Origin of the sequence: Paraburkholderia metrosideri (assembly GCF_904848625.1) — a bacterium.
Taxonomy (GTDB): Bacteria; Pseudomonadota; Gammaproteobacteria; order Burkholderiales; family Burkholderiaceae; genus Paraburkholderia; species Paraburkholderia metrosideri.
Genome location: NZ_CAJHCP010000026.1, coordinates 1 through 23,599 on the forward strand (window position 1 = coordinate 1; position 23,599 = coordinate 23,599).

The 23,599-nt window shown below is 61.6% G+C and carries 22 protein-coding genes and 1 tRNA gene; 9 read left to right on the forward strand and 14 right to left on the reverse strand.

Annotation, left to right across the window (positions count from 1 at the left end; genetic code table 11):
• A partial coding sequence (locus LMG28727_RS32965; RefSeq protein WP_201646494.1) for a hypothetical protein occupies nucleotides 1–1,074 on the reverse strand: 1,074 nt, incomplete at its 3' end.
• On the opposite strand from LMG28727_RS32965, the gene LMG28727_RS32970 reads away from it, so the two are divergent.
• The 5 genes from LMG28727_RS32970 (at nucleotide 1,019) to LMG28727_RS32990 (ending at nucleotide 7,264) form a co-directional block, all read left to right on the forward strand.
• Nucleotides 1,019–2,086, forward strand: coding sequence for a YadA family autotransporter adhesin (locus LMG28727_RS32970; protein WP_201646495.1), 1,068 nt, complete (start codon nucleotides 1,019–1,021; stop codon nucleotides 2,084–2,086). The two genes, LMG28727_RS32965 and LMG28727_RS32970, sit on opposite strands and share 56 nt — an antisense overlap.
• A gap of 376 nt (nucleotides 2,087–2,462) precedes the next feature.
• Entirely contained in the window at nucleotides 2,463–4,274 is a 1,812-nt protein-coding gene (locus LMG28727_RS32975) for a tetratricopeptide repeat protein (protein ID WP_201646496.1), read from the forward strand.
• A gap of 109 nt (nucleotides 4,275–4,383) precedes the next feature.
• Nucleotides 4,384–5,550, forward strand: coding sequence for a DUF2827 domain-containing protein (locus tag LMG28727_RS32980; RefSeq protein ID WP_201646497.1), 1,167 nt, complete (start codon nucleotides 4,384–4,386; stop codon nucleotides 5,548–5,550).
• Nucleotides 5,547–6,701 carry a DUF2827 domain-containing protein gene (locus tag LMG28727_RS32985; RefSeq protein WP_201646498.1) on the forward strand — a complete coding sequence of 385 codons (1,155 nt, stop codon included), beginning with the start codon at nucleotides 5,547–5,549 and terminating at the stop codon, nucleotides 6,699–6,701. Before LMG28727_RS32980 ends, LMG28727_RS32985 begins: the two co-directional genes overlap by 4 nt.
• 119 nt (nucleotides 6,702–6,820) lie before the next feature.
• Nucleotides 6,821–7,264 carry a DUF4019 domain-containing protein gene (locus LMG28727_RS32990; protein WP_201646499.1) on the forward strand — a complete coding sequence of 148 codons (444 nt, stop codon included), beginning with the start codon at nucleotides 6,821–6,823 and terminating at the stop codon, nucleotides 7,262–7,264.
• 221 nt (nucleotides 7,265–7,485) lie between these two features.
• Here the strand turns inward: LMG28727_RS32990 and LMG28727_RS32995 are convergent, their stop codons facing one another.
• The 9 genes from LMG28727_RS32995 to LMG28727_RS33035 all read right to left on the reverse strand — a co-directional run bounded on the left by LMG28727_RS32995 (nucleotide 7,486) and on the right by LMG28727_RS33035 (nucleotide 17,515).
• A complete protein-coding gene (locus LMG28727_RS32995) occupies nucleotides 7,486–8,316 on the reverse strand; it encodes an amidohydrolase family protein (protein ID WP_201646500.1) in 831 nt (276 codons plus the stop codon).
• 18 nt (nucleotides 8,317–8,334) lie between these two features.
• Nucleotides 8,335–9,378 (reverse strand): hydroxyacid dehydrogenase, encoded by a 1,044-nt coding sequence (locus tag LMG28727_RS33000; RefSeq protein WP_201646501.1) that lies wholly within the window; start codon nucleotides 9,376–9,378, stop codon nucleotides 8,335–8,337.
• Nucleotides 9,375–10,460 (reverse strand): LacI family DNA-binding transcriptional regulator, encoded by a 1,086-nt coding sequence (locus tag LMG28727_RS33005; protein WP_201646502.1) that lies wholly within the window; start codon nucleotides 10,458–10,460, stop codon nucleotides 9,375–9,377. Before LMG28727_RS33005 ends, LMG28727_RS33000 begins: the two co-directional genes overlap by 4 nt.
• A gap of 21 nt (nucleotides 10,461–10,481) precedes the next feature.
• On the reverse strand, nucleotides 10,482–12,386 hold the full coding sequence (locus tag LMG28727_RS33010) for a TRAP transporter large permease subunit (protein WP_201646503.1): 1,905 nt from the start codon (nucleotides 12,384–12,386) through the stop codon (nucleotides 10,482–10,484).
• A gap of 3 nt (nucleotides 12,387–12,389) precedes the next feature.
• A complete protein-coding gene (locus LMG28727_RS33015) occupies nucleotides 12,390–13,421 on the reverse strand; it encodes a TRAP transporter substrate-binding protein (protein WP_201646504.1) in 1,032 nt (343 codons plus the stop codon).
• A 245-nt stretch (nucleotides 13,422–13,666) separates the two neighbouring features.
• Nucleotides 13,667–14,302, reverse strand: a complete 636-nt coding sequence (locus LMG28727_RS33020) for a riboflavin synthase (protein WP_201646505.1) — start codon at nucleotides 14,300–14,302, stop codon at nucleotides 13,667–13,669.
• Between the two features lie 15 nt (nucleotides 14,303–14,317).
• Nucleotides 14,318–15,490 carry a bifunctional diaminohydroxyphosphoribosylaminopyrimidine deaminase/5-amino-6-(5-phosphoribosylamino)uracil reductase RibD gene (gene ribD, locus LMG28727_RS33025; RefSeq protein WP_201646506.1) on the reverse strand — a complete coding sequence of 391 codons (1,173 nt, stop codon included), beginning with the start codon at nucleotides 15,488–15,490 and terminating at the stop codon, nucleotides 14,318–14,320.
• A 76-nt stretch (nucleotides 15,491–15,566) separates the two neighbouring features.
• On the reverse strand, nucleotides 15,567–16,850 hold the full coding sequence (gene hemL, locus LMG28727_RS33030) for a glutamate-1-semialdehyde 2,1-aminomutase (RefSeq protein WP_201646507.1): 1,284 nt from the start codon (nucleotides 16,848–16,850) through the stop codon (nucleotides 15,567–15,569).
• Nucleotides 16,851–16,945: 95 nt separating this feature from the next.
• A complete protein-coding gene (locus LMG28727_RS33035; RefSeq protein WP_201646508.1) occupies nucleotides 16,946–17,515 on the reverse strand; it encodes a hypothetical protein in 570 nt (189 codons plus the stop codon).
• 295 nt (nucleotides 17,516–17,810) lie between these two features.
• Between LMG28727_RS33035 and LMG28727_RS33040 the strand changes: the two genes are divergently transcribed.
• The 3 genes from LMG28727_RS33040 to LMG28727_RS33050 all read left to right on the forward strand — a co-directional run bounded on the left by LMG28727_RS33040 (nucleotide 17,811) and on the right by LMG28727_RS33050 (nucleotide 20,149).
• The gene (locus tag LMG28727_RS33040) at nucleotides 17,811–19,031 is read left to right on the forward strand and encodes a Bcr/CflA family multidrug efflux MFS transporter (protein ID WP_201646509.1); all 1,221 of its coding nucleotides are present in this window, start codon (nucleotides 17,811–17,813) and stop codon (nucleotides 19,029–19,031) included.
• Between the two features lie 168 nt (nucleotides 19,032–19,199).
• Entirely contained in the window at nucleotides 19,200–19,430 is a 231-nt protein-coding gene (locus LMG28727_RS33045) for a hypothetical protein (protein WP_201646510.1), read from the forward strand.
• A gap of 314 nt (nucleotides 19,431–19,744) precedes the next feature.
• Nucleotides 19,745–20,149, forward strand: coding sequence for a RidA family protein (locus tag LMG28727_RS33050; protein WP_201646511.1), 405 nt, complete (start codon nucleotides 19,745–19,747; stop codon nucleotides 20,147–20,149).
• A gap of 86 nt (nucleotides 20,150–20,235) precedes the next feature.
• Here the strand turns inward: LMG28727_RS33050 and LMG28727_RS33055 are convergent, their stop codons facing one another.
• The 3 genes from LMG28727_RS33055 to LMG28727_RS33065 form a co-directional block, all read right to left on the reverse strand.
• Nucleotides 20,236–20,694: a hypothetical protein gene (locus LMG28727_RS33055; protein WP_201646512.1), complete on the reverse strand. Its 459-nt coding sequence runs from the start codon at nucleotides 20,692–20,694 to the stop codon at nucleotides 20,236–20,238.
• A gap of 413 nt (nucleotides 20,695–21,107) precedes the next feature.
• Nucleotides 21,108–21,473, reverse strand: a complete 366-nt coding sequence (locus tag LMG28727_RS33060; protein WP_201646513.1) for a DUF1493 family protein — start codon at nucleotides 21,471–21,473, stop codon at nucleotides 21,108–21,110.
• The gene (locus LMG28727_RS33065; protein WP_201646531.1) at nucleotides 21,473–21,910 is read right to left on the reverse strand and encodes an STM2901 family protein; all 438 of its coding nucleotides are present in this window, start codon (nucleotides 21,908–21,910) and stop codon (nucleotides 21,473–21,475) included. Before LMG28727_RS33065 ends, LMG28727_RS33060 begins: the two co-directional genes overlap by 1 nt.
• Nucleotides 21,911–22,469: 559 nt before the next feature.
• Between LMG28727_RS33065 and LMG28727_RS33070 the strand changes: the two genes are divergently transcribed.
• A complete protein-coding gene (locus LMG28727_RS33070; RefSeq protein WP_201646514.1) occupies nucleotides 22,470–22,877 on the forward strand; it encodes a hypothetical protein in 408 nt (135 codons plus the stop codon).
• A 590-nt stretch (nucleotides 22,878–23,467) separates the two neighbouring features.
• Here the strand turns inward: LMG28727_RS33070 and LMG28727_RS33075 are convergent.
• Nucleotides 23,468–23,557 (reverse strand) — tRNA-Ser (locus tag LMG28727_RS33075).
• Nucleotides 23,558–23,599 lie beyond the last annotated feature (42 nt).

The following is a 23,599-nucleotide window of genomic DNA, read 5'->3' on the forward strand; positions in this document are numbered from 1 at the left end:
GGTGGACTCGCTGTCGACGAACCTGGCCACGACTAACAGCACAGTGACATCGTTGTCGACGGGAGTGGGTTCGCTTTCGACAGGTCTGGCTACGACCAACAGCACGGTGGATTCGCTGTCGACGAACCTGGCCACGACCAATAGCACAGTGACATCGTTGTCGGCGGGAATAGGTTCACTTTCGACAGGTCTGGCTACGACCAACAGCACGGTGGACTCGCTGTCGACGAACCTGGCCACGACTAACAGCACAGTGACATCGTTGTCGACGGGAATAGGTTCACTTTCGACAGGTCTGGCTACGACCAACAGCACGGTGGACTTGCTGTCGACGAACCTGGCCACGACCAATAGCACAGTGACATCGCTGTCGACCGGAGTAGGTTCGATCTCAACAGGTCTGGCTACAACCGACAGCACAGTGACATCGCTGTCGACGGGAGTGGGTTCGCTTTCGACAGGTCTGGCTACGACCAACAGCACGGTGGACTTGCTGTCGACGAACCTGGCCACGACCAACAGCACAGTGACATCGCTGTCGTCGGGAGTAGGTTCGCTTTCGACAGGCCTGGCCACGACTAACAGCACAGTAGCTACGCTGTCAACCGGAGTAGGCTCACTCTCGACGGGCTTGGCTACGACCAACAGCACGGTGGATTCGCTATCGACGGGAGTGGGTTCACTCTCGACAGGTCTGGATACGACCAACAGCACGGTGGACTTGCTGTCGACGAACTTGGCCACGACCAATAGCACAGTGACATCGCTGTCGACCGGAGTAGGTTCGATCTCAACAGGCCTGGCTACGACCAACAGCACAGTAGCTTCGCTGTCAACCGGAGTAGGTTCACTCTCGACAGGCCTGGCCACGACCACCAGCACCGTTAACTCGCTGTCCACAGGCCTGAACACGACCAACAGTAACGTTGCCTCCCTGTCCAGCAGTCTGACGACAACCAACAGCAATGTTGCGTCATTGTCGACCGGGCTGAATACGACCAACAGTAACGTCGCCTCATTGTCGACAGGCCTCACGACCGCCACCAGCAGCGTCACGGCGCTGTCGACCGGCATCTCGAACGGCACCGTAGGTCTGGTGCAGCAGGTGGGCGGCGCGCCGGGCAACGGTGTGATCACGGTCGGGGCCGGCACCGGCGGCACCAGCGTCGACTTCACGGGTACCGCGGGCGCACGTCAGCTCACCGGGGTTGCCGACGGCACCGCGCCGACCGACGCGGTAAACGTAAGCCAGTTGCAGGCAGTAGCTTCAGTGGCAAGCGATGCCGTGCTGTACGACAACGCCGCGCATACGAGTGTGACGCTCGGCGGCATCGGTGCAGCCTCCGCGGTCGCGCTCACCAATATCGCCGCAGGCGCCATTACCGCGACCAGCTCCGACGCGGTCAACGGCAGCCAGTTGTTTGCGCTCGAAACGCAAATCAGCACGCTGGGCGAACAGATCACGCCGGCCTTGCAGACCACGCCGACGGTCGGGTCGTCGTCGAATTCGCAGTACGTAGCCGTGAATTCGACAGGCAGCGCGGCGAGCGCCACGGGTACGGAGTCGGTTGCGATTGGTGGCAATTCGACGGCGAGTTCGAGCAACAGCGTCGCGGTGGGTTCGGGTGCCCAGGCAACCGGCTCCGCTTCGTCGGCAGTAGGCGCCAACGCGGTAGCGTCGGCGCCGAATTCGGTCGCGATCGGCGCGGGCTCGGTGGCGAGCGAGGCGAACTCGGTATCGGTGGGCTCGCCGGGCAACGAGCGGACCATCACCAACGTGGCGCCGGGCGTATATCCGACCGATGCGGTCAATATGGCGCAGTTGAACAGCGTGCAGGACTCTGTGAATTCAGTAGCGCGTGGCGCCTACTCCGGTATCGCCGCGGCTACAGCGTTGACCATGATTCCTGAGGTTGATCCAGGCAAGACCCTCTCGGTCGGGATTGGCACGGGGAACTATAAAGGTTACGCAGCGGTTGCGATCGGGTTTACCGCGCGGGTCACCGACAACCTGAAGGTGAAGGGTGGTGTCAGCATGACCGACGCGGGCTCTGTGTACGGCGCGGGAGTGGGTTACCAGTGGTAGTAGCGGCACGGTATTGGTGTGATTCAGAGCTTCCGTGTCGTGGATCACGCCGATCGTTTTGCGTCGACGCTCTTGCTGAACATCGGTTCGGCATGCTCAACGGTGCCTGCAATTAAATATTTCGACTGCTCCCTGGGGCGTGCCGGCATCCAGCCGGCCCGCCCCCACGGCGGGTCAACCCGTCGCGGTGGTGAATATTTTGTTGAGGAACGGAATCGGAAATGCCGTGCGGAATGTCGGCTTAGGGAATAGGTATGAGAGATAACTTATCTAATTTCGGCACGACTCAAACGGGCCGCCGGATAAAGGCCGCTCGTCAATGTCGACGTTGGCGGACCGTCGCGCAACTAGGCGGGTCAAGCAGAGAACTCGCCCTATGAGCGATTCGACAACAGTGAGCGTTGAACGGATCGATGAATTGACCGCGCAGGGAGATCTGATCGGAGCGTGGCGTCTGTTGAATGCGGGCGAGTTCGGGCAGTCCAGCCATTCTGGTGTGCTGATCGCTAGAGCGCGGCTCCAGCGTTTGCGGGGTCGTCACGCCGAAGCCCGTGTTTCGCTTGAGCAAGGACTGCTGGATTCTCCTGCCGAGCGCGCGGTGCAAATTGAACTCGCGCGTATTGCGCTGGATTTCGGCGAACCTGAAGTCGCGCATGCCTGGTATGAACGCGCTTATTGCGACGAGGCTCGGGGTGAGGGGTGGGTGCTGGACTGGGCCGACCTGTTGTGCCGTCTTAACCGGGTTGAAGTCGCGCAGTCTGTCGCGTCGGCTTTTTGCGAATGCACACCGGCGAGCGCGAACGGGTGGTTCGTTCTGGGGCTGGCGTACCAGTTGCAGAAGCAGCACGACATGGCGCTGTCTGCTTATCAGCGCGCGCTACAGCTTGATGCCGCAGTGCCCATGCTGCGTAACAATATGGCCGCGTCGTATATCGAAACAGGGGCACATGCTAAAGCGAAATCATTGCTGCAGCGGACGCTTCACGAAGAACCGGCCAACCCGTTTGCATGGACTAATCTCGCGGTCGTCCTGCTGCACGACCGCGATCCTGCTGCCGCGCAAGTGGCCGCGGAGCGCGCTTGCGCGCTCGCGCCAAACTATCTGATGGCGCTGCAAATATGCTCGAACGTTCATAAGGAACTCCAGGAATGGGACGGCGCCCTTGCTCTCATCCAGCGCGGGTTGACCCTCGAACCTGGCAATGCTTCCATGCTGTGGTCGCTCGCAATGCTGCAATTGCTTCACGGTGACTACGCCGCAGGTTGGTCGAGCCATGAACGTCGGTGGGACGGTTCTCCCGAGTTACGCAACTCATCGCCGTATATGCATGCGCCGCGCTGGCAAGGCCATTCCCTGGCAGGCAAGACGCTTTTTGTCTGGAGTGAGCAGGGCTATGGCGATGTCATCCAGTTTGCGAGGTTTCTGCCGTTAATCGCCGAACGTGTCCGACGCGAAAGCGGCAAGCTTGTCTTCGGCTGTTACTCGGGTCTGGCAACGCTGGTGATCCGAAGCTTTGGTGAAGTCGTGGATAGGATCGTGCCTCACGACCAGTCTCCATTTCCCCCTCATGATTTTCAGCTGCCAATGGCGAGCCTGCCGTTGATGTTGAACGTGACACTCGACCAGCTTCCGGCAGCCACCGCCTATCTGAAAGCCGACGCTCCGAAAGTCGACGCGTGGCGTGCTCGTTGGCCTGCCCGCTCGGGCAGGTTGAGGGTCGGGCTGGTGTGGAGCGGCAGTCGGACGCACCAGCGCAATCCGCTACGTGCAGTTGACCCCGTCGCGTATGCGAGGACGTTCAATCGTTTCCAATCCATCGATTTTGTCAGCGTGCAGCTCGATGGAAGAGATGACGTGCAAGTCATGCGCGACACGGGCTTACGTGTGATCGATCATTGCGATGAATTGACGACGTTCGACGACACGGCCGCGTTGCTGCAGAGCATGGATCTGGTGATTACTGTTTGTACGTCGGCGGCGCATCTGGCCGGTTCGCTCGGCGTGCAGACATGGGTATTGCTGGACGTGAACCCGCATTGGGTCTGGATGACCGGGCGTAGCGATAGTCCCTGGTATCCATCCATTCGGCTGTATCGGCAACAGACGCATGGTCAGTGGGCTCCGGTCCTCGAACAGGTCGCCCGGGATCTTGACACCGTCGCTGGCCGCGCCCCGGCGATGGCTTGATTGACAACACGGGCGCGTGCCGGGCCGCGGAAATGTGCGCACGTGTAATAGCTATGACGATCAAGAAGTCGGAGCGCGAAGCTCTTCAGGCAACCAGGACGTTTGAATAATGCGAATCGGAATTTCGGTTCTTAGTCATCACGGGCAGAACATCTGGCAGAACGGACTCGGCCAGAATGTCATATTTTTAGCGGAGCTATTCCAGCGCTTGCCAATCGTGAAATCGGTGTTGTTGATCGACGTGGGGGATCAGGGCGCGATGCCGCCGCAGGTCGACCTGGCGTCGCGCAATATCCGTCTCATGAGTGCTCATGAGGCAGCGGACGAGGTCGACGTCATCATCGAGATGGGTGGCGCGCTCGACCCCCAATGGCTGGATTTAATGCGTGCGCGTGGCAAGAAGGTGGTGTTTTACTGTTGTGGACAGCCCTACGTCGCGCTCGCCGAACCCGCGATCTTCGGGAAACCTGCTTACGCGTCGCGACCGGACCGCTGCGACGAGGTCTGGTACCTGCCGAAAGATGTCTCGCTTGCGCCGATGATGCGTCTGTTGCATCGCTGCGATACGTATGAGATGCCATTCATCTGGCATCCTCAGTTCGTACAGCGACGTATGCGGGAAGTCGAAGCGCTCGGCTTGCATTACGGGTACGCAATGTCCAGGACCAAGGAAGACAGTACAGACACGGTCGCACAAGGCGGCTTGCGCGTGGCCATATTCGAGCCGAACATTTCTGTCGTGAAGACGTCGAGCATTCCAATGCTGGTGTGCGACGAAGCGTACCGTAACGATCGCACCGCTGTCGCGACGATGCATGTGCTCAATACGCTGCACCTGAAAGATCATCCCACCATGCTTCATCTGGCCAATTCGCTGGACCTGGTGCGCGAGCACAGGGCCACCTTCCATGGTCGCCACGATGTTGTCGGATTCATGGTGCAGCATGCCGATGCGATCGTCTCGCATCAATGGCAAAACGAACAGAACTACAGTTACCTCGATGCGCTCTACGGCGACTATCCGCTTATTCACAACTCGCCGTGGCTCAAAGAGGCGGGGTACTACTATCACGGCTTCGATGCGCGCGAGGGTGCGTCGCAATTGCAACGCGCAGCGCAGCAGCACGCAACGGATCTCGCCGATTATCGCGCTCGCTCGCAACGCGTGTTCGACGCGGTCGATCCGTTCAGTCAACGCAATCTCGACGCATACGCAGCCCGACTCCTGCATATTTGCCGCGGCACCAGGTTTTCTGATACTGCGAGCTGCCGATGAACACTGAAAGAACCCGAACTCCCCTAGTCGGGAAGTTGCGCGTGGGTGTCTCTATCTTCGTGCGCAAGGGCGAGCAATCGGTGTGGGAAAACGGCATCTACCAGAACTGCATTTTTCTGGTGATGCTGCTGATGCGCTCGCCGCTTGTGGAGGCGACTTATCTGGTGGCGGGCGGCGCAGACGGCCGGCCAGAGGATGCCCGGAATTTTCTCGCTGACTCGCCAGTGCCGCTGATCGATATGCAGGAAGCAGCCACGACGCTCGACGTGATGATCGAGATGAGCGCGCAACTGTCGCGGGATTGGGTGGTTGCGTTTCGCGACCGGGGCGGCAAAATCGTGTCGATGCGGGTCGGCAACGATTATGTGATCGACATTGAGCGCATGATTTTCGGTCAGTCGCATGGCCTGTTGATTAGTGGCGCGCCGTACCACGAAGTCTGGACGCTGCCCGAGTACGAGAACACCTGTGCGCCGTATTACCTGAGCACGTTTCGCTGCCCTGTGCGCATCATGCCGCATCTTTGGAGCCCATTGATCTTGGCGCGCGAAGCGGCGCGTCTGCCCGACGGGCTCAGCTTTGGCTACCGGCCCGGGCGCAAGCGCTGGCGCGCCGGCATGTTCGAGCCGAATATCTGCATGGTGAAGACGAGCTTCATTCCGCTTCTGACCTGCGAAGCGGCGCATCGCGCCGATCCCGATTTGCTTGAGCGTGTGTGGGCGTACAACACTTTTCACCTGAAAGATCACGTGAGCTTCAACGGCTTCGCACGCAGCCTGGATATCGTCAAACAGGGTCTGAGTTCGTTCGAAGGGCGCTTTCCGCTTTGCCGTGTGGTGGCGGAGCACGTCGATGTCGTCGTGAGCCACCATTGGGAAAATGCGCAGAACTATATCTACTACGAAGCGCTACACGGCGCTTACCCGCTGGTTCACAACTCGCATCTGATCGGTGGCTGCGGCTACCGCTATCACGACTTCGATTGCGAGGAAGGCGGCCGCGCGTTGCAGCGCGCATTCGCCGAACATGACACTCATCTTGACGCCTATCGCCGCACGGCGAATGAGTTCTTGCACGGACTGGATCCGGAGAACAGCAATAACGTGCGGATTTATAGCGATGCGCTTGCAGCGCTCTATGCGCCGCGCTGAGCGGATCCTACGCATGAAACGGTTTGCCTCTTTCGCCTGAACTGTACGGATGGTCGTCGACGGTTCGGACGGCTATGTCTTAACACTGATTGCATTTATTTATACGCGGGACGTTTGACTTGAAACTCATCATTGCAATACTCAAGCTGGCCGCCGTCTGCGTGCTGGCAACATCGGGTGCGCTCGCCGTGGCCGCGCAGGGTACTTCAGCCGACGAACTGCTAGGCGATGCGGACCGTGTCGTGCAGCAGATCGACTCGAATCGGTACGTCGACGTTTGGCACGATGCGGCGCCGTTCGTCAAGGCAAAAATCCCGCAGGACCAGTTCGTCAGCGGGACTCGCCAGAGCCGTCAGGCGCTTGGCGCAATTGTCCGGCGTGGCTGGGCTTCGGTCACACGAGTCCAGTACGCTGGTCAGAGCGGGATTCCCGACGGACTTTACGCGAATGTCAACTACGCAACGACCCTCACCAATGGTCAATCGGTCATCGAGTTACTGAGCTTCCAGTTGGGGCAGGACGGGACGTGGCATTTGACGGGTTATGTACCGCATCAAAGGTAGGCCGGGGCGGCTCAGCACGACGCGGATCCGCGCGATAACCGCATACGTTGAACGGGCTTGCATGGCGGCCTGAGGCCTGCGATCTCCGCTGGGCCGACAGGCTGTCGCAATAGGTGAGGGGCAGCGGTATGCGGATGACGCGGAAAAATCCGGCTATTTCAGTGGATTATCGCCATGTCGACACATGGAGTGCATGCGCTCTACCTATCGCGAGCACTACGTTAGCCCCGCCCCGACAATGAAGGAAAACCGTAGACGGCTTCCGGATTGCTCACCAGAATCTTTTCCACCGTGCTTTCATCGCCCGCACAACGGATGAGCCAGTCCAGCAGCTGCGCGTCGACCGGGCGCGGCTTCGCATTCGGATGCGGCCAGTTGCTTGCCCACAGGCAGCGCTCCGGGTAGCGCGCGGCGAGCGAGCGTGCGAGCAGCGCCACGTCGTCGTAGCCAGGCGCGCCGACGCGCGACGTTTCGTAGGGCGCGGAGAGCTTGACCCAGCATTGCCCGCGATCGAGCAGCCGGCACAACGAGCGGAACGCATCGCTATCCGGCTGCACCGGCTCAATAAACTTACCGGTGTGATCGATAACGAGCTTGCAGGGCAGGTCCCGCAACGCAGACTCGTGCAGCGGCAGATCGCGGCCATCGAGTTGAAGATTAATGTGCCAGCCCAGCGACGCGATACGGGCAGCATCGTCGTGCAGGTTGCTCCATGCACTGAGGCCGCCGCCGAGCATCATGTAGCGCAGACCGCGCATGCCCGCGTCGTGCAGACGCGCGATTTCATCGTCGCTCTGCTGCGGTGGGAGCATGGCGACGCCGCGCGCCGTCGCGCCGAACTGCTTCAACGCTGCCAGCGTGCAGCTGTTGTCGAAACCGTAGCCGGTCGGTTGCACCACGACGACACGCGTGAGGCCCAACGCCTGTTGCATCCGCCGATATTCACTGACGGGCGCGGGCGGCGGCACGAACGTCGCGTTGGGCGACAGCGCATAGCCGTCTTCATAGATGTGGATGTGGCAATCACATGCGCCCGGGTATAGCGTAGCCAAATTCGACTCCCTACAGTCTCAGTGGTTGTCAGACGCGAATGACGGGGCACTTGTGGTGCCACCGCCATGGCCCTTGGCGAATCTGTCCAGGCGGTTCGCATGGCGCGCGTTGACCGCGCCTTCCGGTATGTCTCCGCGCAAGATCGCGCTGACCTGCGACACCGTCTGTAGCGCCTGGTGCTCGATCGCCTCCGGTGTAAGGCCGCCGATATGCGGCGTCGCAATCACGCGGGGGTGCCGCGCGAGCAGCAGCGAAGGCATCTGGTCCGGCTCGCTGCCAACGTCGAGCGCGCAACCGGCCAGATGACCGGAGTCCAGCGCTTGCAGCAGCGCGGCTTCGTCGACCAGTTCGCCGCGCGATGCATTGATGAAGTACGCGCCCGCTTTCATCGACGCGAACGCCTGGGCGTTCATCAGATGCGCGGTTTCGGCCGTAGCGGGCGCGAGGCAAACCACGAAGTCCGACATGCCCAGCAGCGCCGGCAGCGTGACCTGCTCCAGCGCGGGCTGGTCCACCTCGGTGTACGGATCGCTGACCACGACGCGCATGCCCAATGCGCTCGCGACGTCGCACAGATAGCGCGAGATCTGTCCATAGCCGATCACGCCCAGCGTCGCGCCGCGCAACTGGCGTCCCATGACCGGCTCCGCGCGCGCACCACGGCGATAGGTTGCCGCATAGGTGTCGATGCCGCGCGCCATCACGAGCATCACGCCAATTACCCATTCCGATACCGACGGCACGAATCCCGCGCTCGCCTGCGTGACTAGCACGCCGTGTTCGCTGGCGGCCTCGACGTCGATGGTGCGGATATCGACCGCGCAGCGCACGAGCGCAGCCAACTCCGGCAACGCGGCGAACAGCTCGCGCGGTGCCGGCGTTTGCCGATAGGCGATGATGGCGTCGCAACCGTGCGCCGCGGCGGCCAGTTCGCCGGTGGTGAGTTCCCGCTGCTCGGCGTTCAGCTTCACATCGGCAAACGCGCGCAACGCAGCGAGTGCCTTGTCGCCGAAGTAACGCTCCAGCATGTTGCTCGGATGACTAACAAAAACCGTATTCATTTCCTGGTATTCCGCTTTCTTGCGTGGGTAGACGGAGTCTGTGCGGGAGGTGCCGCGACGGATTCGCGTTCGATGAGCAACGTCGTGTTGAAAACCTGATTGTCTGCGTGCGCGTCGGGCGGACACTCGCGCGTCATGGCTCGCTCGACCATCGCGCGCGCCATTTCGGTGACGGGCAGCCGCACTGTCGTCAACCTCGGGTTCGAAAGCGCGGACAGAAAGAGGCCGTCGATGCCGACCACGGAGATGTCCGACGGCACGCTCAGACCGGTCTCGCGCAAGCCGGACATCAGACCCAGCGCCATCAGGTCGTTGACCGCGACGATGCCGGTGGGGCGGCAGGCATCTTCGACGATTTGCCGCGCCAGCTCGTGGCCCACTTCGCCGATCACCGAGTCGCCGTATTCGTTCGACGGACCCCCTTCGATCACCCGCGCTTGGTCGCGCAAACCGGCCTCGCTGGCCGCCGCGTAGAAGCCGTCGATTTTGTCGCTGCGGCTCTCGGTCATCCCGGCGACCGTCACGAACGCGAGATGCGTATGGCCATGCGCGATCAGGTGACGTGTGGCGATCCGCGCGGCTTCGAAGTTATCCGGCGCGATGTGGTTGACCGCCGATTGCTCGCCCGGTGTCGCGCGCCGGTCGTAGCTGACGACCACCATGCCGCGCTGCACCGCTTGCGTCAGGTGGCTCTCGTCGGCCAGCGAAGAAATCACGATCACGCGCCGCACGCCATGAGCGAGCAGGTCCTCGAAAAACGAGGCTTCTTTTGCCTTGTCCCGATAGGTGTTGCCGATCAGCACCCGGTGTCCGTACTTTTCCTGCGCGAAGGTTTCGACCTCACGCGCAATGTAGCCGTACATCGGGTTCGCGATGGACGGCACCAGCAGGCCGATGAGCGGCGTCTGACCGGTTTTCAGCTGACGCGCGAGCGTGCTCGGCCGGTATTTCAGCGCGACGATCGCTTCCTCCACGCGCGCGAGCGTCTCCTGACGCATCTTTTCCGTGCGGCCGTTCAGTACATTCGACACGGTGCTCACCGAAACGGCGGCATGTCGAGCGACGTCTTGTATCGTGCTCACAAATATCCTCAGTAAATTGACTTACATCCCGAAGCGGGATGGTAGCCAGAGAGAAAAGCCGGGCACAAGTACCAGCAGGACGAGGACGACGAAGAGTACCGCGAGGTATTTGAGCATGGGCCGCGCGACGTTTTCGACCTTGGTGCCCGTGATCGCGCACGTGGCGAACAGGCCCAGGCCGACCGGCGGCGCGAACAGGCCGAGGCCCATCGCCACCACGGCGACTGTTCCGAAGTGTAGCGGGTTGATCCCGAGTTGCTGGGCGATCGGCGTCAGCAGCGGCCCGAAGATGATCAGCGCGGGCGCGCCTTCCAGGATCGCGCCGAACACGATCATGATGAGCACGGACAGCAGCATGAAACCGGCCGCGCCATAGTGCGTGCCGAACGAAACCATCACGCCGGATACGAGCGCGGGAATCTGCTCGATGGTGAGCGCGAACGACACGCTCGACGCCGCCGCGACGATGAACAGAATGCTGCCGGCCATCGACGCCGAGCGAACGAAGAGCCGCGCCACCACTTTGGGCGTCAGCTCACGGAACGCCAGCCATCCCGCGACCAGCGCATAGACCACCGCGAAGGCCGACACCTCGGTCGACGTTGCAACGCCGGACGTGACGCCTTTGCCGATCATCACGATCATGACGAGCGCGACGAATGCGCCGCACAGCAGCGGCACCAGTGGCCGGCGCACGCTGAAGGCCTTGTCCGGATCGATGCGCCGGCCGAAGATCACCGCCACGATGCCGAGCGACACGGCGAGCACCGCCGCCGGCACGATCCCCGCGAGAAACAGGCCGGCAATCGAAATGTTGGCGACGAATCCCATGATGATCATGTTCACGCAGGGCGGAATGGTTTCCGCCATCACCGCGCTGCTGGCGAGGAGCGCCGCGATCTCGTCGGGATCTTCGCCGCTCTGGCGCACCGCCGGCATCACGACGCCGCCGACCGCCGCGATATCGGCCAGCTTCGAGCCGGACACGCCGGAAAAGAACGCGGTCGCCGTGATGGCGATCAGGCCGAGGCCGCCGCGCACGCGTCCGAAAACGCGCAGCAGCAGTTCGATCAGGCGCGACGACATGCCGTTCGATTCCATCAACAGGCCGGCCAGCACGAAGAACGGCACCGCGAGCAGAACGAAGTGATTGGCGCCGGACATGACCTGCTGCGAGTACACGAGCATCGGCAGGCTCGGTTCCGCGAGAAAGAACAGCAGCGCGGAAAGGGCGAGCACGAAACAGATCGGGATGCCGAGGAACAGGCCGCCGAAAAATCCCGCGGCGAGCAGCAGGCCGGGTTCGATCGGATGAGCCGGGACGAACGTATTCCATCCGAACAGCGCGGCCGCGATGACCACGCAGCCGGCGAGGCTTGCCAGGACGATGCGGGTCGCGCCGTTCACGGCATTCGCCACCGCGAACAGCGTCATGAACAGGCTGCCGATCACCAGCGGATAGACGTTGATCCAGCCGGGCAAACCACTTGCCGTCGTCTGCCCGTACGAATCGGCGAGCAGCAGGCAGGACGAGTAGAACAGGCTGACCGACACGCCCGCGATGATCCAGTGGCCCGCGTGAATCAACGCAGGTTGCCAGCGTCTCGGCAACAGACCGCGAAACAGTTCGATGCCGACGTGCTGGCTGCGCGCGAGCACCGTCGCGGCGCCGAAGAAGACCAGCACGATCATGAGCGCGGAGGCGATTTCCTCGGCCCAATCGACCGGGTCGTGAAGGAAGTAGCGGTAGATCACCGACACGAACACCACGGCCACGTCGGCGGCCAGCACCGCCGCCGACAGATATTCGGTCCATCGCACGAGGCGCTCGAGCCCCGATCCCCAACGAGTGCCGCGATCGAAAGCCAACGCGGTGGCCGCATTGGCGTGCCCGTCTGGCGTCTGGGTGGTGGGCAGCGCGTTCATCGATTAGCCCCTTGCCGCGGCGATTTCTGAAAACAGCGGCGCGGTCGCCGGATATTGTTTGGCGAAGTTCTGATAGATCGTGCTCTGCAGTTGATGGCGCACCGCGTCGCGCTCGGCTGACGCCATTGGATAGAACGTCATGCCGCGTGCCTTGAGCGCCTGTTCCGCCTGAATGACTTTGTCGTCGGCGATGGGGCGCTGCTTCAGGCTCGCGTCCTGAATGGCCTTCATGAAGCCGGGGCGCAGCTCGGCCGGAATCTTGTCCATCGAGCGCTTGCCGATCACGACCACGAGCGGGCTGAAGTTATGCTGGGTTTTCCAGCACGACTTCACGACCTCGTAGAACTTGCCCGACAGCACCGTGGCGGAGTCGTGCTCCAGCCCGTCGACCACGCCGGTTTGCGCGGCCATGTACAGCTCGCCGAATGGGATTGGCGTGGGGACCGCGCCCATTGCCTTAAACGTTTCGATGAACGCGGGCGTCGGCAATACCCGCAGCTTGGTGCCCTTGAATTGCGCGAGCGACTGAACGGGCTTCTTGGTGAACACGTTGCGCGCGCCGAACTGCGAGGTCCACGTGAGGATCTGGCAGCCCGAGCGGTCCTGCAGGGATTTGCTCAACGCGGCGCCCACGTGGCCGTCCAGCACTTTTTCCGCATGCGCGAAGCTGTCGAACAGATAGCCCATGTCCAGCATGCCGATTTCCGGCGCGAGCGTGGCCCAGATCGATGCGCCCGTCACCATCATGTCGATCGAGCCGATCTTCACTTGCTGCGCGACGTCGCTTTCATTGCCGAGCTGGTTGTTCGGGAAGAAGTCGACGCGGATGGCGTCGCCGACGTTCGCCTTCAGACTCGCGGCGAAGTTCTGATACCAGACATAGTGCGACGCGTTCTGGTCCGCGACCATCGACGATGAAAAGCGCAGCGCGACCGGTGCGGCGGCGCGCGAAAGGGTGGGCAAGGAACCGGTCGCTGCGGCGACCGAGGCGGCGGATGTGATTTGTAGGAATTTTCGCCGGGAAATCGAAGCCATGGTGTCTCCTGAAGTCCGTATCTTCCGGACAGTGGGTGTATCGATATACTAAATCGATACACCTCTCAAGGAAGCCAGGGATTTTACGTAGCTTCTACGCGATGGGGAGGACCGGACTGAGGAAGAGGATGGAGAATTGAGGCTCGGGAATAAGCAGGCCTGCAGTGCCGTCTGCTCATAGCGACGCGGCTTCCGCGTCCTGATTCCCACCAGATCTGGCGGGAATCAGAAATCGCGGTTCCGGCTTACTTTGACGGCTGAGAGGCGTCCTGAGAGGTGGAGAGCATCCGCTCCACGTAGCGCGCAATCAGATCGATCTCCAGATTCACCTTCGCACCTTCACGCAGATGCTTGAGCGCCGTCACTTCAACCGTGTGCGGAATCAGGTTGATCGAGAACTCGCAACCGTCGTCGCGATCCTTGACCGAATTGACAGTCAGGCTCACGCCGTTAACCGTAATCGAGCCTTTGTACGCGAGATAGCGGCCAATCTCACGCGGCGCGAGCACGCGCAATTCGTGCGACTCGCCAACCGGTGCGAAGTGCGTGACCGTACCCAGTCCGTCGACGTGACCGGACACGATATGGCCGCCAAGCCGGTCATGCGCACGCAGTGCTTTCTCCAGATTGACCTCGCCGGGTTCGCCGAGTCCCGCGGTGCAATTGAGACTTTCCCGCGACACGTCGACTTCGAACGAATGCGCGGTCTTCGCGACCACCGTCATGCAGGCGCCCTGGATCGTGATGCTGTCACCAAGCTGCACGTCGCCGAGATCGAGGCCGCCGGCTTCGACGTTCAGGCGCACGCCCGCGTCGCCGTCCGTACCCAGAGGCTTGACTGATTCGATGCGGCCCACTGCCGCGACGATTCCTGTAAACATCGTGCTAGTCCTTGATCAATTCAAAACGGGTGAGGACGCGGGATCGTCGCCGGGTTCCCCGGGTGGGGTTGGCGGCGCCGCCAGAGGCACGAAACGCGCGAGAATCCGCAGGTCGTCGCCGATCCGGTCCACTGCGTGAAAATTCAGTTTGACGCGGCCTTCGAGCGTGTCGGGCGCGTGAACGCTGAACATGCTCATCGAGTCCATTCCGAGCAGGCTCGGCGCGAGGTACACGAGCAGTTCGTCAACGCAGCCTTCGCGCAACATTGAGCCGTTCAGTTTATAGCCTGCCTCGACGTGCAATTCGTTCACATTGCGCTCGCCGAGTGCCTTCAGCATGCCGGGCAGATCGACCTTGCCGGCTGCGTTCGCCATCTGCACGATCTCGGCGCCACGATCGCGCAGTGCGCTGGCGCGCTCGGCGTGACGTTCATCGAGATTGCCGCAGAAAATCAGTGTGGGTGCGCCGGCCAGAATCTGTGCGTCCGGCGGCACGTCGAGTTGACTGTCGATCAACACGCGTTGGGGTTGACGCGGCGTGTCGACCGCGCGCACCGTCATGCGCGGATTGTCTTCGCGCACGGTGCCGATGCCGGTCAGAATCGCCGACGCGCGAGCGCGCCACGCATGACCATCGGCGCGTGCCGCTTCGCCGGTAATCCACTGGCTGACGCCCGAAGGCAGGCCGGTGCGGCCATCGAGCGAGGCGGCCACTTTCATGCGAACCCACGGACGGCCACGCGTCATACGCGACACGAAACCAATATTCAGTTCGTGCGCTTCCTGCGCGAGCAGGCCGCAACGCACCTCGATACCCGCGTCGCGCAACATCTTCAGACCGCGCCCGGACACCTGCGGATTCGGGTCTTCCATTGCCGCGACCACCCGCGCGACCTGCGCGTCGATCAACGCGTTCGCGCATGGCGGCGTGCGGCCGAAGTGGCTGCACGGTTCGAGCGTCACATAAGCCGTGGCGCCGCGCAGATCATGGCCGCGCGAGCGCGCGTCCTTCAACGCACGAATCTCTGCGTGGTCCTGACCAGCGGGTTGCGTGAAACCCTCGCCGATCACCTCGCCATTCTTGACGAGCACGCAACCTACGCGCGGATTCGGGTCGGTGGTGTACATGCCGCGCTTGGCCAACGCGAGCGCGCGTTCCATGTGGACGAAATCGGTTTGCGAAAACATCGGTGTCCGGTCGGGTGCGGTGGCTGGGCTTTGGGTGGCTTCGTATGCTGCAATAGGTGGCGGGTGCCGCTTTCCTTCAAGCCGCGAGCGACGCGAATGCGCTGCGCGCCGCGTCGATGGTGGCGTCGACGATCGCGTCGTCGTGCGCGCTCGATACGAAGCCCGCCTCATACGCCGACGGCGCGAAGTACACGCCCGCGTCGAGCATCTTGTGGAAGAACGCGTTGAAGCGCGGCACGTCGCTCTTCGTGACATCGGCGAAACTGGCCGGGACCGACTCGGTGAAGTAGATGCCGAACATGCCGCCGAGCGAATCCGCCGAGAACGGCACGTTCGCTTCGCGCGCCACCTTCGACAGACCTTGCGCGAGACGCGCGGTGCGCGCGGCGAGCGTGTCGTAGAAGCCCGGCGCCTGGATCAATTGCAGCGTTTTCAGGCCTGCGGCCACCGCGATCGGATTGCCCGACAGCGTGCCCGCCTGATAGACGCCGCCGAGCGGCGCGAGGTGGGCCATGATGTCGCGGCGTCCGCCAAATGCCGCGGCCGGCATGCCGCCGCCGATCACTTTGCCCAGGCACGTCAGGTCTGGCGTGATGCCGTAGACCTCTTGCGCGCCACCGAGCGCGACGCGGAAACCGCACATCACTTCGTCGAAAATCAGCACTGAGCCGTACTCGGTGCACAGGCGGCGCAATGCTTGCAGAAACTCGGGCGTTGCGCGCACGAGATTCATGTTGCCCGCCACCGGCTCGACGATCACCGACGCGATCTCGTTGCCGAACGCCTTGAACGCTTCTTCGAGTTCAGCGACGTTGTTGTATTCGAGGACCGTGGTGTGCTTCGCGATGTCGACCGGCACGCCCGCCGAGGTCGGATTGCCGAAGGTGAGCAGGCCCGAGCCGGCCTTGACCAGCAGGCTGTCGGCATGACCGTGATAGCAGCCTTCGAATTTGACGATGCGGCTGCGGTTCGTGAAGCCGCGCGCGAGACGCAGCGCGCTCATGGTCGCTTCGGTGCCGCTCGACACCATGCGGACCTGTTCGATCGACGGCACCAGCTTGCAGATTTCCTCGGCGATTTCCACTTCCGATTCGGTCGGCGCGCCGAACGAGAAACCATTGCCCAGCACGCGTTGCACCGCTTCGAGCACTTCCGGATGGACGTGGCCGAGGATCATCGGGCCCCACGAGCCGATGTAGTCGATATAGCGCTGACCGTCCGCGTCCCAGAAGTACGGGCCTTGCGCGCGTTCGACGAAACGCGGGGTGCCGCCCACCGAGCGGAAGGCGCGGACCGGCGAGTTCACGCCACCAGGAATGGTGCGTTGCGCGCGTTCGAAGAGGATTTCGTTGTTGGACATGGCGATGGCTGGAATAGGGTTGCGCAGCGGCGCGGGTTGCCGGGTCGGCGATTGGCGGCGCTGGGATAGGTGGAGAAATTGTACCGGAGTCAGCGTCAACGGGTTTTGCGGCTGGGCCTGGCGGGGTCGGCCGCGGCGGCCTGGCTCGTGGCTTTGCTGTGGGCCTTGTGCGCGGTGACTTTGCTGGAGCGTGTCGGGCCTGCGGGCGGGTCCAGTTGCGGCGGCTTACGCGCGCCAGTGAGTTCGCGCCAGCGCTTTTCCAGCGCGCCTTCCGCGATGGGTTTGATCACGGTGCCGGAACTTTGCGCGTCCCATGTTTGCACCGAGAAAGGATGCACGCGCAATGCTTCACGCGAGATCACGGGTTGCTGATGCGCGTCGACCAGCCAGTCGTAGACGAAATCGATGCACAGGCGATAGCCGCGTTTGGTCGCCGCGTCGGCGACCTCGTACGGCGCGCGCGTCACGTAGCCGGAGCCGAAGATGCCTTTCGGTTCCTGCGCTACGCGATGCAGGAACACGCGGTCGCCGGGCAGGATGCTGCGCGCGAATCCGCAGCCCCAGACGTCGGTGACGGCGACGCCGGAGGCCACGCGTTTCGCGACGTCGGGCAACTCGGGCCAAGGCCACTTCTTGGGGCTCCAGATCAGCAGGAAGGCGGTCATTGCACGGTCGAAACAGAAGGGTGGACGGGGCGCCGCGAATACCTTCGTCCGCGGCCCGCAAGGTTCAGGCGGCAGCTTAACCGATCGACAGCGCGCTTGCCGCCGCCGTTGCCGTCGCGTGCTTTCGGGTGCGGGAGCGCGTCCAGATGCGCGTCCCGTTGTGCATCCAGTTGTGCGAGGGCGCGCTCGAATGGATTAACCGTCGCGTACAATCAGGGGCTTCAAAGTCGCTTTCCCGTTTCACCGTTCCGCGGCCGATAAACGGCGCGGCGCTTCATCCGGATTCCCGATTTCCATGTCTTACGTCACCAGTAGCCGGCCTGATGGCCGGCTGATCCTGTTGCTCGGTGCGCTTGCCGCATGCGGGCCGATTTCGATCGACATGTATCTGCCGAGCCTGCCGACCATCGCGCAGGCGTTCGCGATCACCACGGGCGCGGCGCAAACCACGCTCACCAGTTTCATGTTCGGCTTTTCGATCGGCATGCTGCTGTACGGACCGTTGTCGGACACCTACGGGCGACGGCCGGTGCTGCTTGGCGGCATCATCATGTATGCGCTGGCTAGCGTGGCGTGTGCGCTGTCGTTTTCGATTGGCTCGCTAGTGACGTTCCGCTTCGTGCAGGCACTCGGCGCGGGCGCGGCTTCCGTGCTCGCGCGTGCGATTGCACGCGATGCGCACGGGCCGTCCGACGCCGCCCGCGTGCTGTCGATGCTTGCCATCGTCACTTCGATCGGTCCGTTGCTGGCGCCGTTGATCGGCGGACAACTGCTGCTGATCGGCGGCTGGCGGGTGGTGTTCGTCGTGCTGACGCTGTTCGGTTCGGTGTGCGCGGTAACGGCGTATCTGAAAGTGCCTGAGACCTGGCCGCCCGAGAAGCGCGCGCACTCCGCATTGCTGAAATCGTTCGGCGCATACGGCAGGTTGCTGCGCGATCCGGTCGCGTGGGGGCACATGTTGTGCGGCGGCATGGCGTTCGCGTCGATGTTCGCGTACATCACGGCTACGCCTTTTGTGTACATCGAATATTTCCATGTATCGGCGCAGCATTACGGTTTTCTGTTTGCGCTGAATATCGTCGGCATCATGTTCGGCAATTTCATGAACACGCGTCTGGTCGGCCGGCTCGGCGCGCTGCGGATCATTTCGTTTGCAGCAACCGTCAGTTGCGTTGCGTCGCTGTTCGTGAGTTTTGTTTCACTGACAGGGCTGGGCGGCCTGTGGTCGATCGTGTTCGGACTGTTCTTCGTGGTCGGCGTGGTGGGCGTGTTGTCTGCGAATTGCACGACCGATCTGATGCATCGATACCCGCTGAATGCAGGGGCCGCCGCCGCGGTATTCGGCGCTGTGCAACTTGCGCTCGGCGCGCTGTCGAGCCTCGCGGTCGGCCTGTGGCAGGACGGCTCGCCCAGGGGGATGGGCGTGGTCGTGGGCGTCGCGGGGGTGCTGTGTTATGTCGGGCGAATTCTGGTGATGAGGTGGCACGGGACCAAGGTGCCAGTCGCTGCGGCTTAAGCGCAGCACCATGACGTCGATGCGACCGGGACCGCAACGCGCCTATCACACGTTGACAGGGCGTGCGTATTGACGTGTGTACGGAAAACACCAGGTGTTGCGTCCGCGCGACCGTGTGCGGCAAATTGCGTTGCTATGATGGAGTCACTGTTCCTCGGAGCGGCAATCATGGCGATCAGAGATTTGATGAACGGCGAACGGCAACATGCCGCTTTCGCTGAAGCGCAAAAGCTGGCTGACAGCGGCGTCTATCACGATTACACGGACATCGAATATGTGCTGCGCTTTGATCATGGTTTGTCGGATGTGTCGTCGCTACTCGACAGCCAGTTGATGCATCGCGATCTGAATCGCCGTTGCGCCGACGCGCGCGAAAAGCTGGATCTGCTTAGCGCGTGACGGGTGCGTTCGGCGGTGGAGCGGTTTCGTATGTCGAAGCGGGCTGACGCGGCGGGGCGGGCATGGTTTGATGCATCCGTTGAGGTTGATTGATGCATTGAATGCGCACGCTTCAAGTGGCCTGGCCGCGTCTTCGTGCGATTCGGTGTGGCTTGGGCTGCGCGAGTGCGCTGTGGGTGTCATGGGCGCCATGGGTGCCGTGGATGCCGTAGGTGTCATACGCGCCACGTGGGTTGCGTGCGAAACCTGCGCTACATCGCCATGCGTGCAAGCGATACACTGCCAGACACCTCGTCACTTATGGAGTGGTATTGATGGCTGGTAGCCAGAACGAAGCGCGTGTGCCGCATACGGATAATCCCGCCACGCTGGCGAAGCCGGGCGGACATTACAGTCACGTGGCAGTCGCAAATGGCCTGGTTTTTGTCTCCGGGCAATTGCCGATCGACGGGCAAGGCGTAAAGCTGGCCGACGCGTCGTTCGAGGTCCAGGCCGAGCAGGTGCTGGCCAATGTGCGAGCCGCGCTCGAAGGTGTCGGCAGCAGCGTCGCGCAACTGGCGCAGGTACGCGTCTATATCGTCGATGTCGAGAACTGGGCGAGCTTTAACCAGATCTACGCGAAGTGGGCAGGGGACGCGCGTCCGGCGCGGGCTGTCGTGCCTGTGCCGCATTTGCACTATGGGTTCAAGATCGAGGTTGAGGCGACCGCGGTGGTTTAAATCGCGCCGCGATGCTTGATCCAAGATGCGTTGTGCGATTGCCGAAGCTCGAGGGGTCGCTCACTGGCCGACGCCACTCTACAGTTTCAGTGCACCACCATCCCGTTGAACTGTGCATTTCCCACCCCGCCCGCGATATTCACGCCGACATTACCGCTTACTGCGGCCATTGCGCCTGCGCCGACTTCGGCAAGGGCGCTGCCGGTCATCCGTGTGACCGTGTGGATATTCTGTTGCATGCTGACTTCCGCCTGCGTCGTCGTGATGAGCGCGATCTGATTTGTTTGCGCGTTCAGCGCACCGGCCGCCAGATTGACGCCGATGTTCCCGCTAGCGCCACGCAGCGCGTCTGTGCCCATCGATGCAGACGACGCGGCAGCCTTTGCGCCACCGCCGATGTCCTGCAACGCGGTCAACGTCGCTGAACCGAAGACCGCGGCGCTGTCGTCGTCTGACGATACCGTGGGCGTGCCGGCGCTCGCTGAGGAAGCACTTGCGCACGCGGCGGTGCAGATTACTACGATGGCTATTGAACGGATCTTCATGGGCGTCTCCCTCAAATGCGTCTGAATAGAGCAGATAGACTGGATATCGACCGGAGAGCGGGGAGTTGAAGGGAGAGGTTCTACTGAGTCGCGACACGGTTCACGGCAAACGCGCGTTTGATAGATAGGATAAGCCGACGATCGATTGGCGTCGATGACATTGCATCTGGCGTGGCGGTGATCCAGGATGCTTGCCACATATGAAAAACGGGCCAACAGGCCCGTTCTCATTGCAGTTCTGGAAGAAGCGGTGAGATTCATTTTTTCATCTGAAACGCCCGCCCGTAAAGGGTGACCACGAGTTAAAAAAATAAGAGTTATCACGTTTTCTACCACGTACCGTGCGCGGCCGTGGTAACCGCCTCCGACATGCAGCAGCACTACGCGCTGGACTGGCAAAGGGGCTTATTGAGCTAACGCCCGGATGCAGACTCTAGCTGTTCTGTGTCCCATTTCCCGAGCCGCATGGCATCTGCCAACATACCCAGTGTCAGCGGCATAAGTTCAGGCTTGCGGCGACGTTTTGAAAACAGGCCGATCAACGATGAAAACAGTAACTGGCCTTCAGCGGAGAAATAGCGCCGGTAGGGAAAATCGTTTATCTGCACGTTGAATTGATCAGACCACTTATCGATAAATTCGATGCCATCCAGCCCAGTTACGCCAAGGTCTTTTTCTAGCCTGCTGACTGGCGTCAATTTTATTGGGCCGCCGAAAATGGGCCGTCCTAGTTCTTCGCGTGTGAACGCTTCAAGCCGTTCCCAAGTATCGTCGTCCATCAAAGCAACCGGTCTTCTGGCCGCACGCGGCGGTTGTAGGTCATCACGCTGTGCCGCGCGATTTGTATCGCATCGAGTGTCAGCAATATCTCGCCAATCACCGGCACTGCTCTGCCGACAAACGCGCCGAGGTTTCGAGTGAAAGCTATCCGAACGCCTTTCAGTCCGACCAACGTAATCATTGGCAGCCGGAATGCCACTTTGAATGGCAGTAATTGACGAGCCGTGAGGGAAGCCACGGACGTGCCCGCAGTTGCGCCCGTGAATTTACCCGGCACCGGCAGATCAGCCTGCCCTAACAACACTGCCGCTGCCGCGGTCAAATCTGTCAAGCCAGGTTGCCGGGCCGTTTCATCAAGCGCCACGTACACGAACAGGTCCACAGGCCTGAGATTTTTGGGAATGCCAAACGTATAGGTAAATGGGTTAACCGCCATTCCGTGCCTTTCGTCGTGCAGAGGTGTTAACCGTAGCCGAAATCCGTGCGTGCGCGGAATCGGACGGATGTCAAAAATTGAAAAATTCAGGCTTATGATTTTCGCGTTACGCACATTGTCCGTTGCGCTGCTGGGGGTGCCATATTGCCGGCCTGCCGAGCGGCCGGATTACTCTTCGCCACCGTCTTGCGGCACGTCCGGTTCCCAAACAAACGTTGCCGAACAGCACGAAGGCAAACGTCAAAATTGATCACTACGCAACCCCTTGCGCGCGTGACTGTAGTAAGGTGCCCGCTAGCCGTTTGCAATACACGGCTAGCTTCTGCCGGAAACACCGGCACCAGGTCTGCAAACCTGGAATGCAACGCCCCGCACGCCCGCAAGGGTGTGCGGCTACCTCTGCACGTCTGTTGTTATCATCAATGGGCGGGCCCTGGTGGGGAAACCTTCGGGTTTGCCGGTTTGGTGTTGCGCCGGTTTTGCAGTCCTGCCTTGTGCCCGCTCACCCTCTCTCATCGCATGGGCGGGCGTTCTTCAGTACACCAGAGAAGGACGCAGAATGACAAAAAACGAAACGCCGGTCATCCCCGCCAATCAGGCTGAATCCAGCGCACGGCTTGCAGAAGAAAATGCTGCACTTCACGCGATGCTTCAGTCGCTCTGTCATCACACGGCAGAATTCGCGCGCTGCCAGGCTGATAATCTTGATGACATTCATGTTATGACCCACGGGCTCACCCAGAATCAGGGACGCTCAAGCAAACGTGTTTTTCTCGCGTACCGGGTCGAGACGTTCAGCAGGGAGTGCCTGGAAGAAGTGCACCAATATCAGCGTTATCTGCTGGCGGTGATGGGCTCACTGGGTGCGATGAGTGTAATGAAACATGCGGCTGCTACGGGCACGGATAACACGCGCAATCCGTCGTCGCTTGTCTTCACTATGTCAAAGGCTATTCACCAGGGCTGAGTAGGGCAGCGTTCAGGCGGCTGGCCGTCGTCCGCTCAGCAGTAGGGAGGGTGGGGGCTCGCTTGATTTCTTGATGAAGAATCAAGCTAACGCAAGATAGTTTTCCGCTCGGCGCAGGATTTCTTTCAGCGGCACGTCTTCGCCCCCGGGGATGGGATGCGTCGCGCCGACTGCGCCGGGGTCCAGTCGTCAACCACGGTGCGCCCGCGGTTAGCGCCAGCGTCGTCCACGTTACCTTGCGCCTTCGCTGCTTTACCCTGCGCGCCGCGCGCGGGTATCGCGACTTCCGTCTCCTCGTCCGGCCTGACGACCGGTGAGCCACCGCGCCGTCACCGGTTCATGCGTTCAACGGATCGCTCACGTAGCCGCCCGAAGCTCGCTATGGTGTTGACGATGTCGCACAGCAGGCACAAACCGTGCGCGACGGACATAGGCGGATCTAGCGGAGGGTGATGAACGCGGGACGGGTCTTACGCGGCCAAACGTATCGCCCGGCAGCAGTGAAACTCGGCTCAATGATGAGCTATTTGACGGGCAGAAAAAACAAAAGCCCCGTAAGCGTTTGAACTTACGGGGCTTTTCTCGTTCTTTGGCGGAGGCGGTGAGATTCGAACTCACGGAAAGATCACTCCTTCGCCGGTTTTCAAGACCGGTGCCTTAAACCGCTCGGCCACACCTCCAAGCCTTAAATTGTAACCCGAAAAAACCTCGCAGCGGAACTC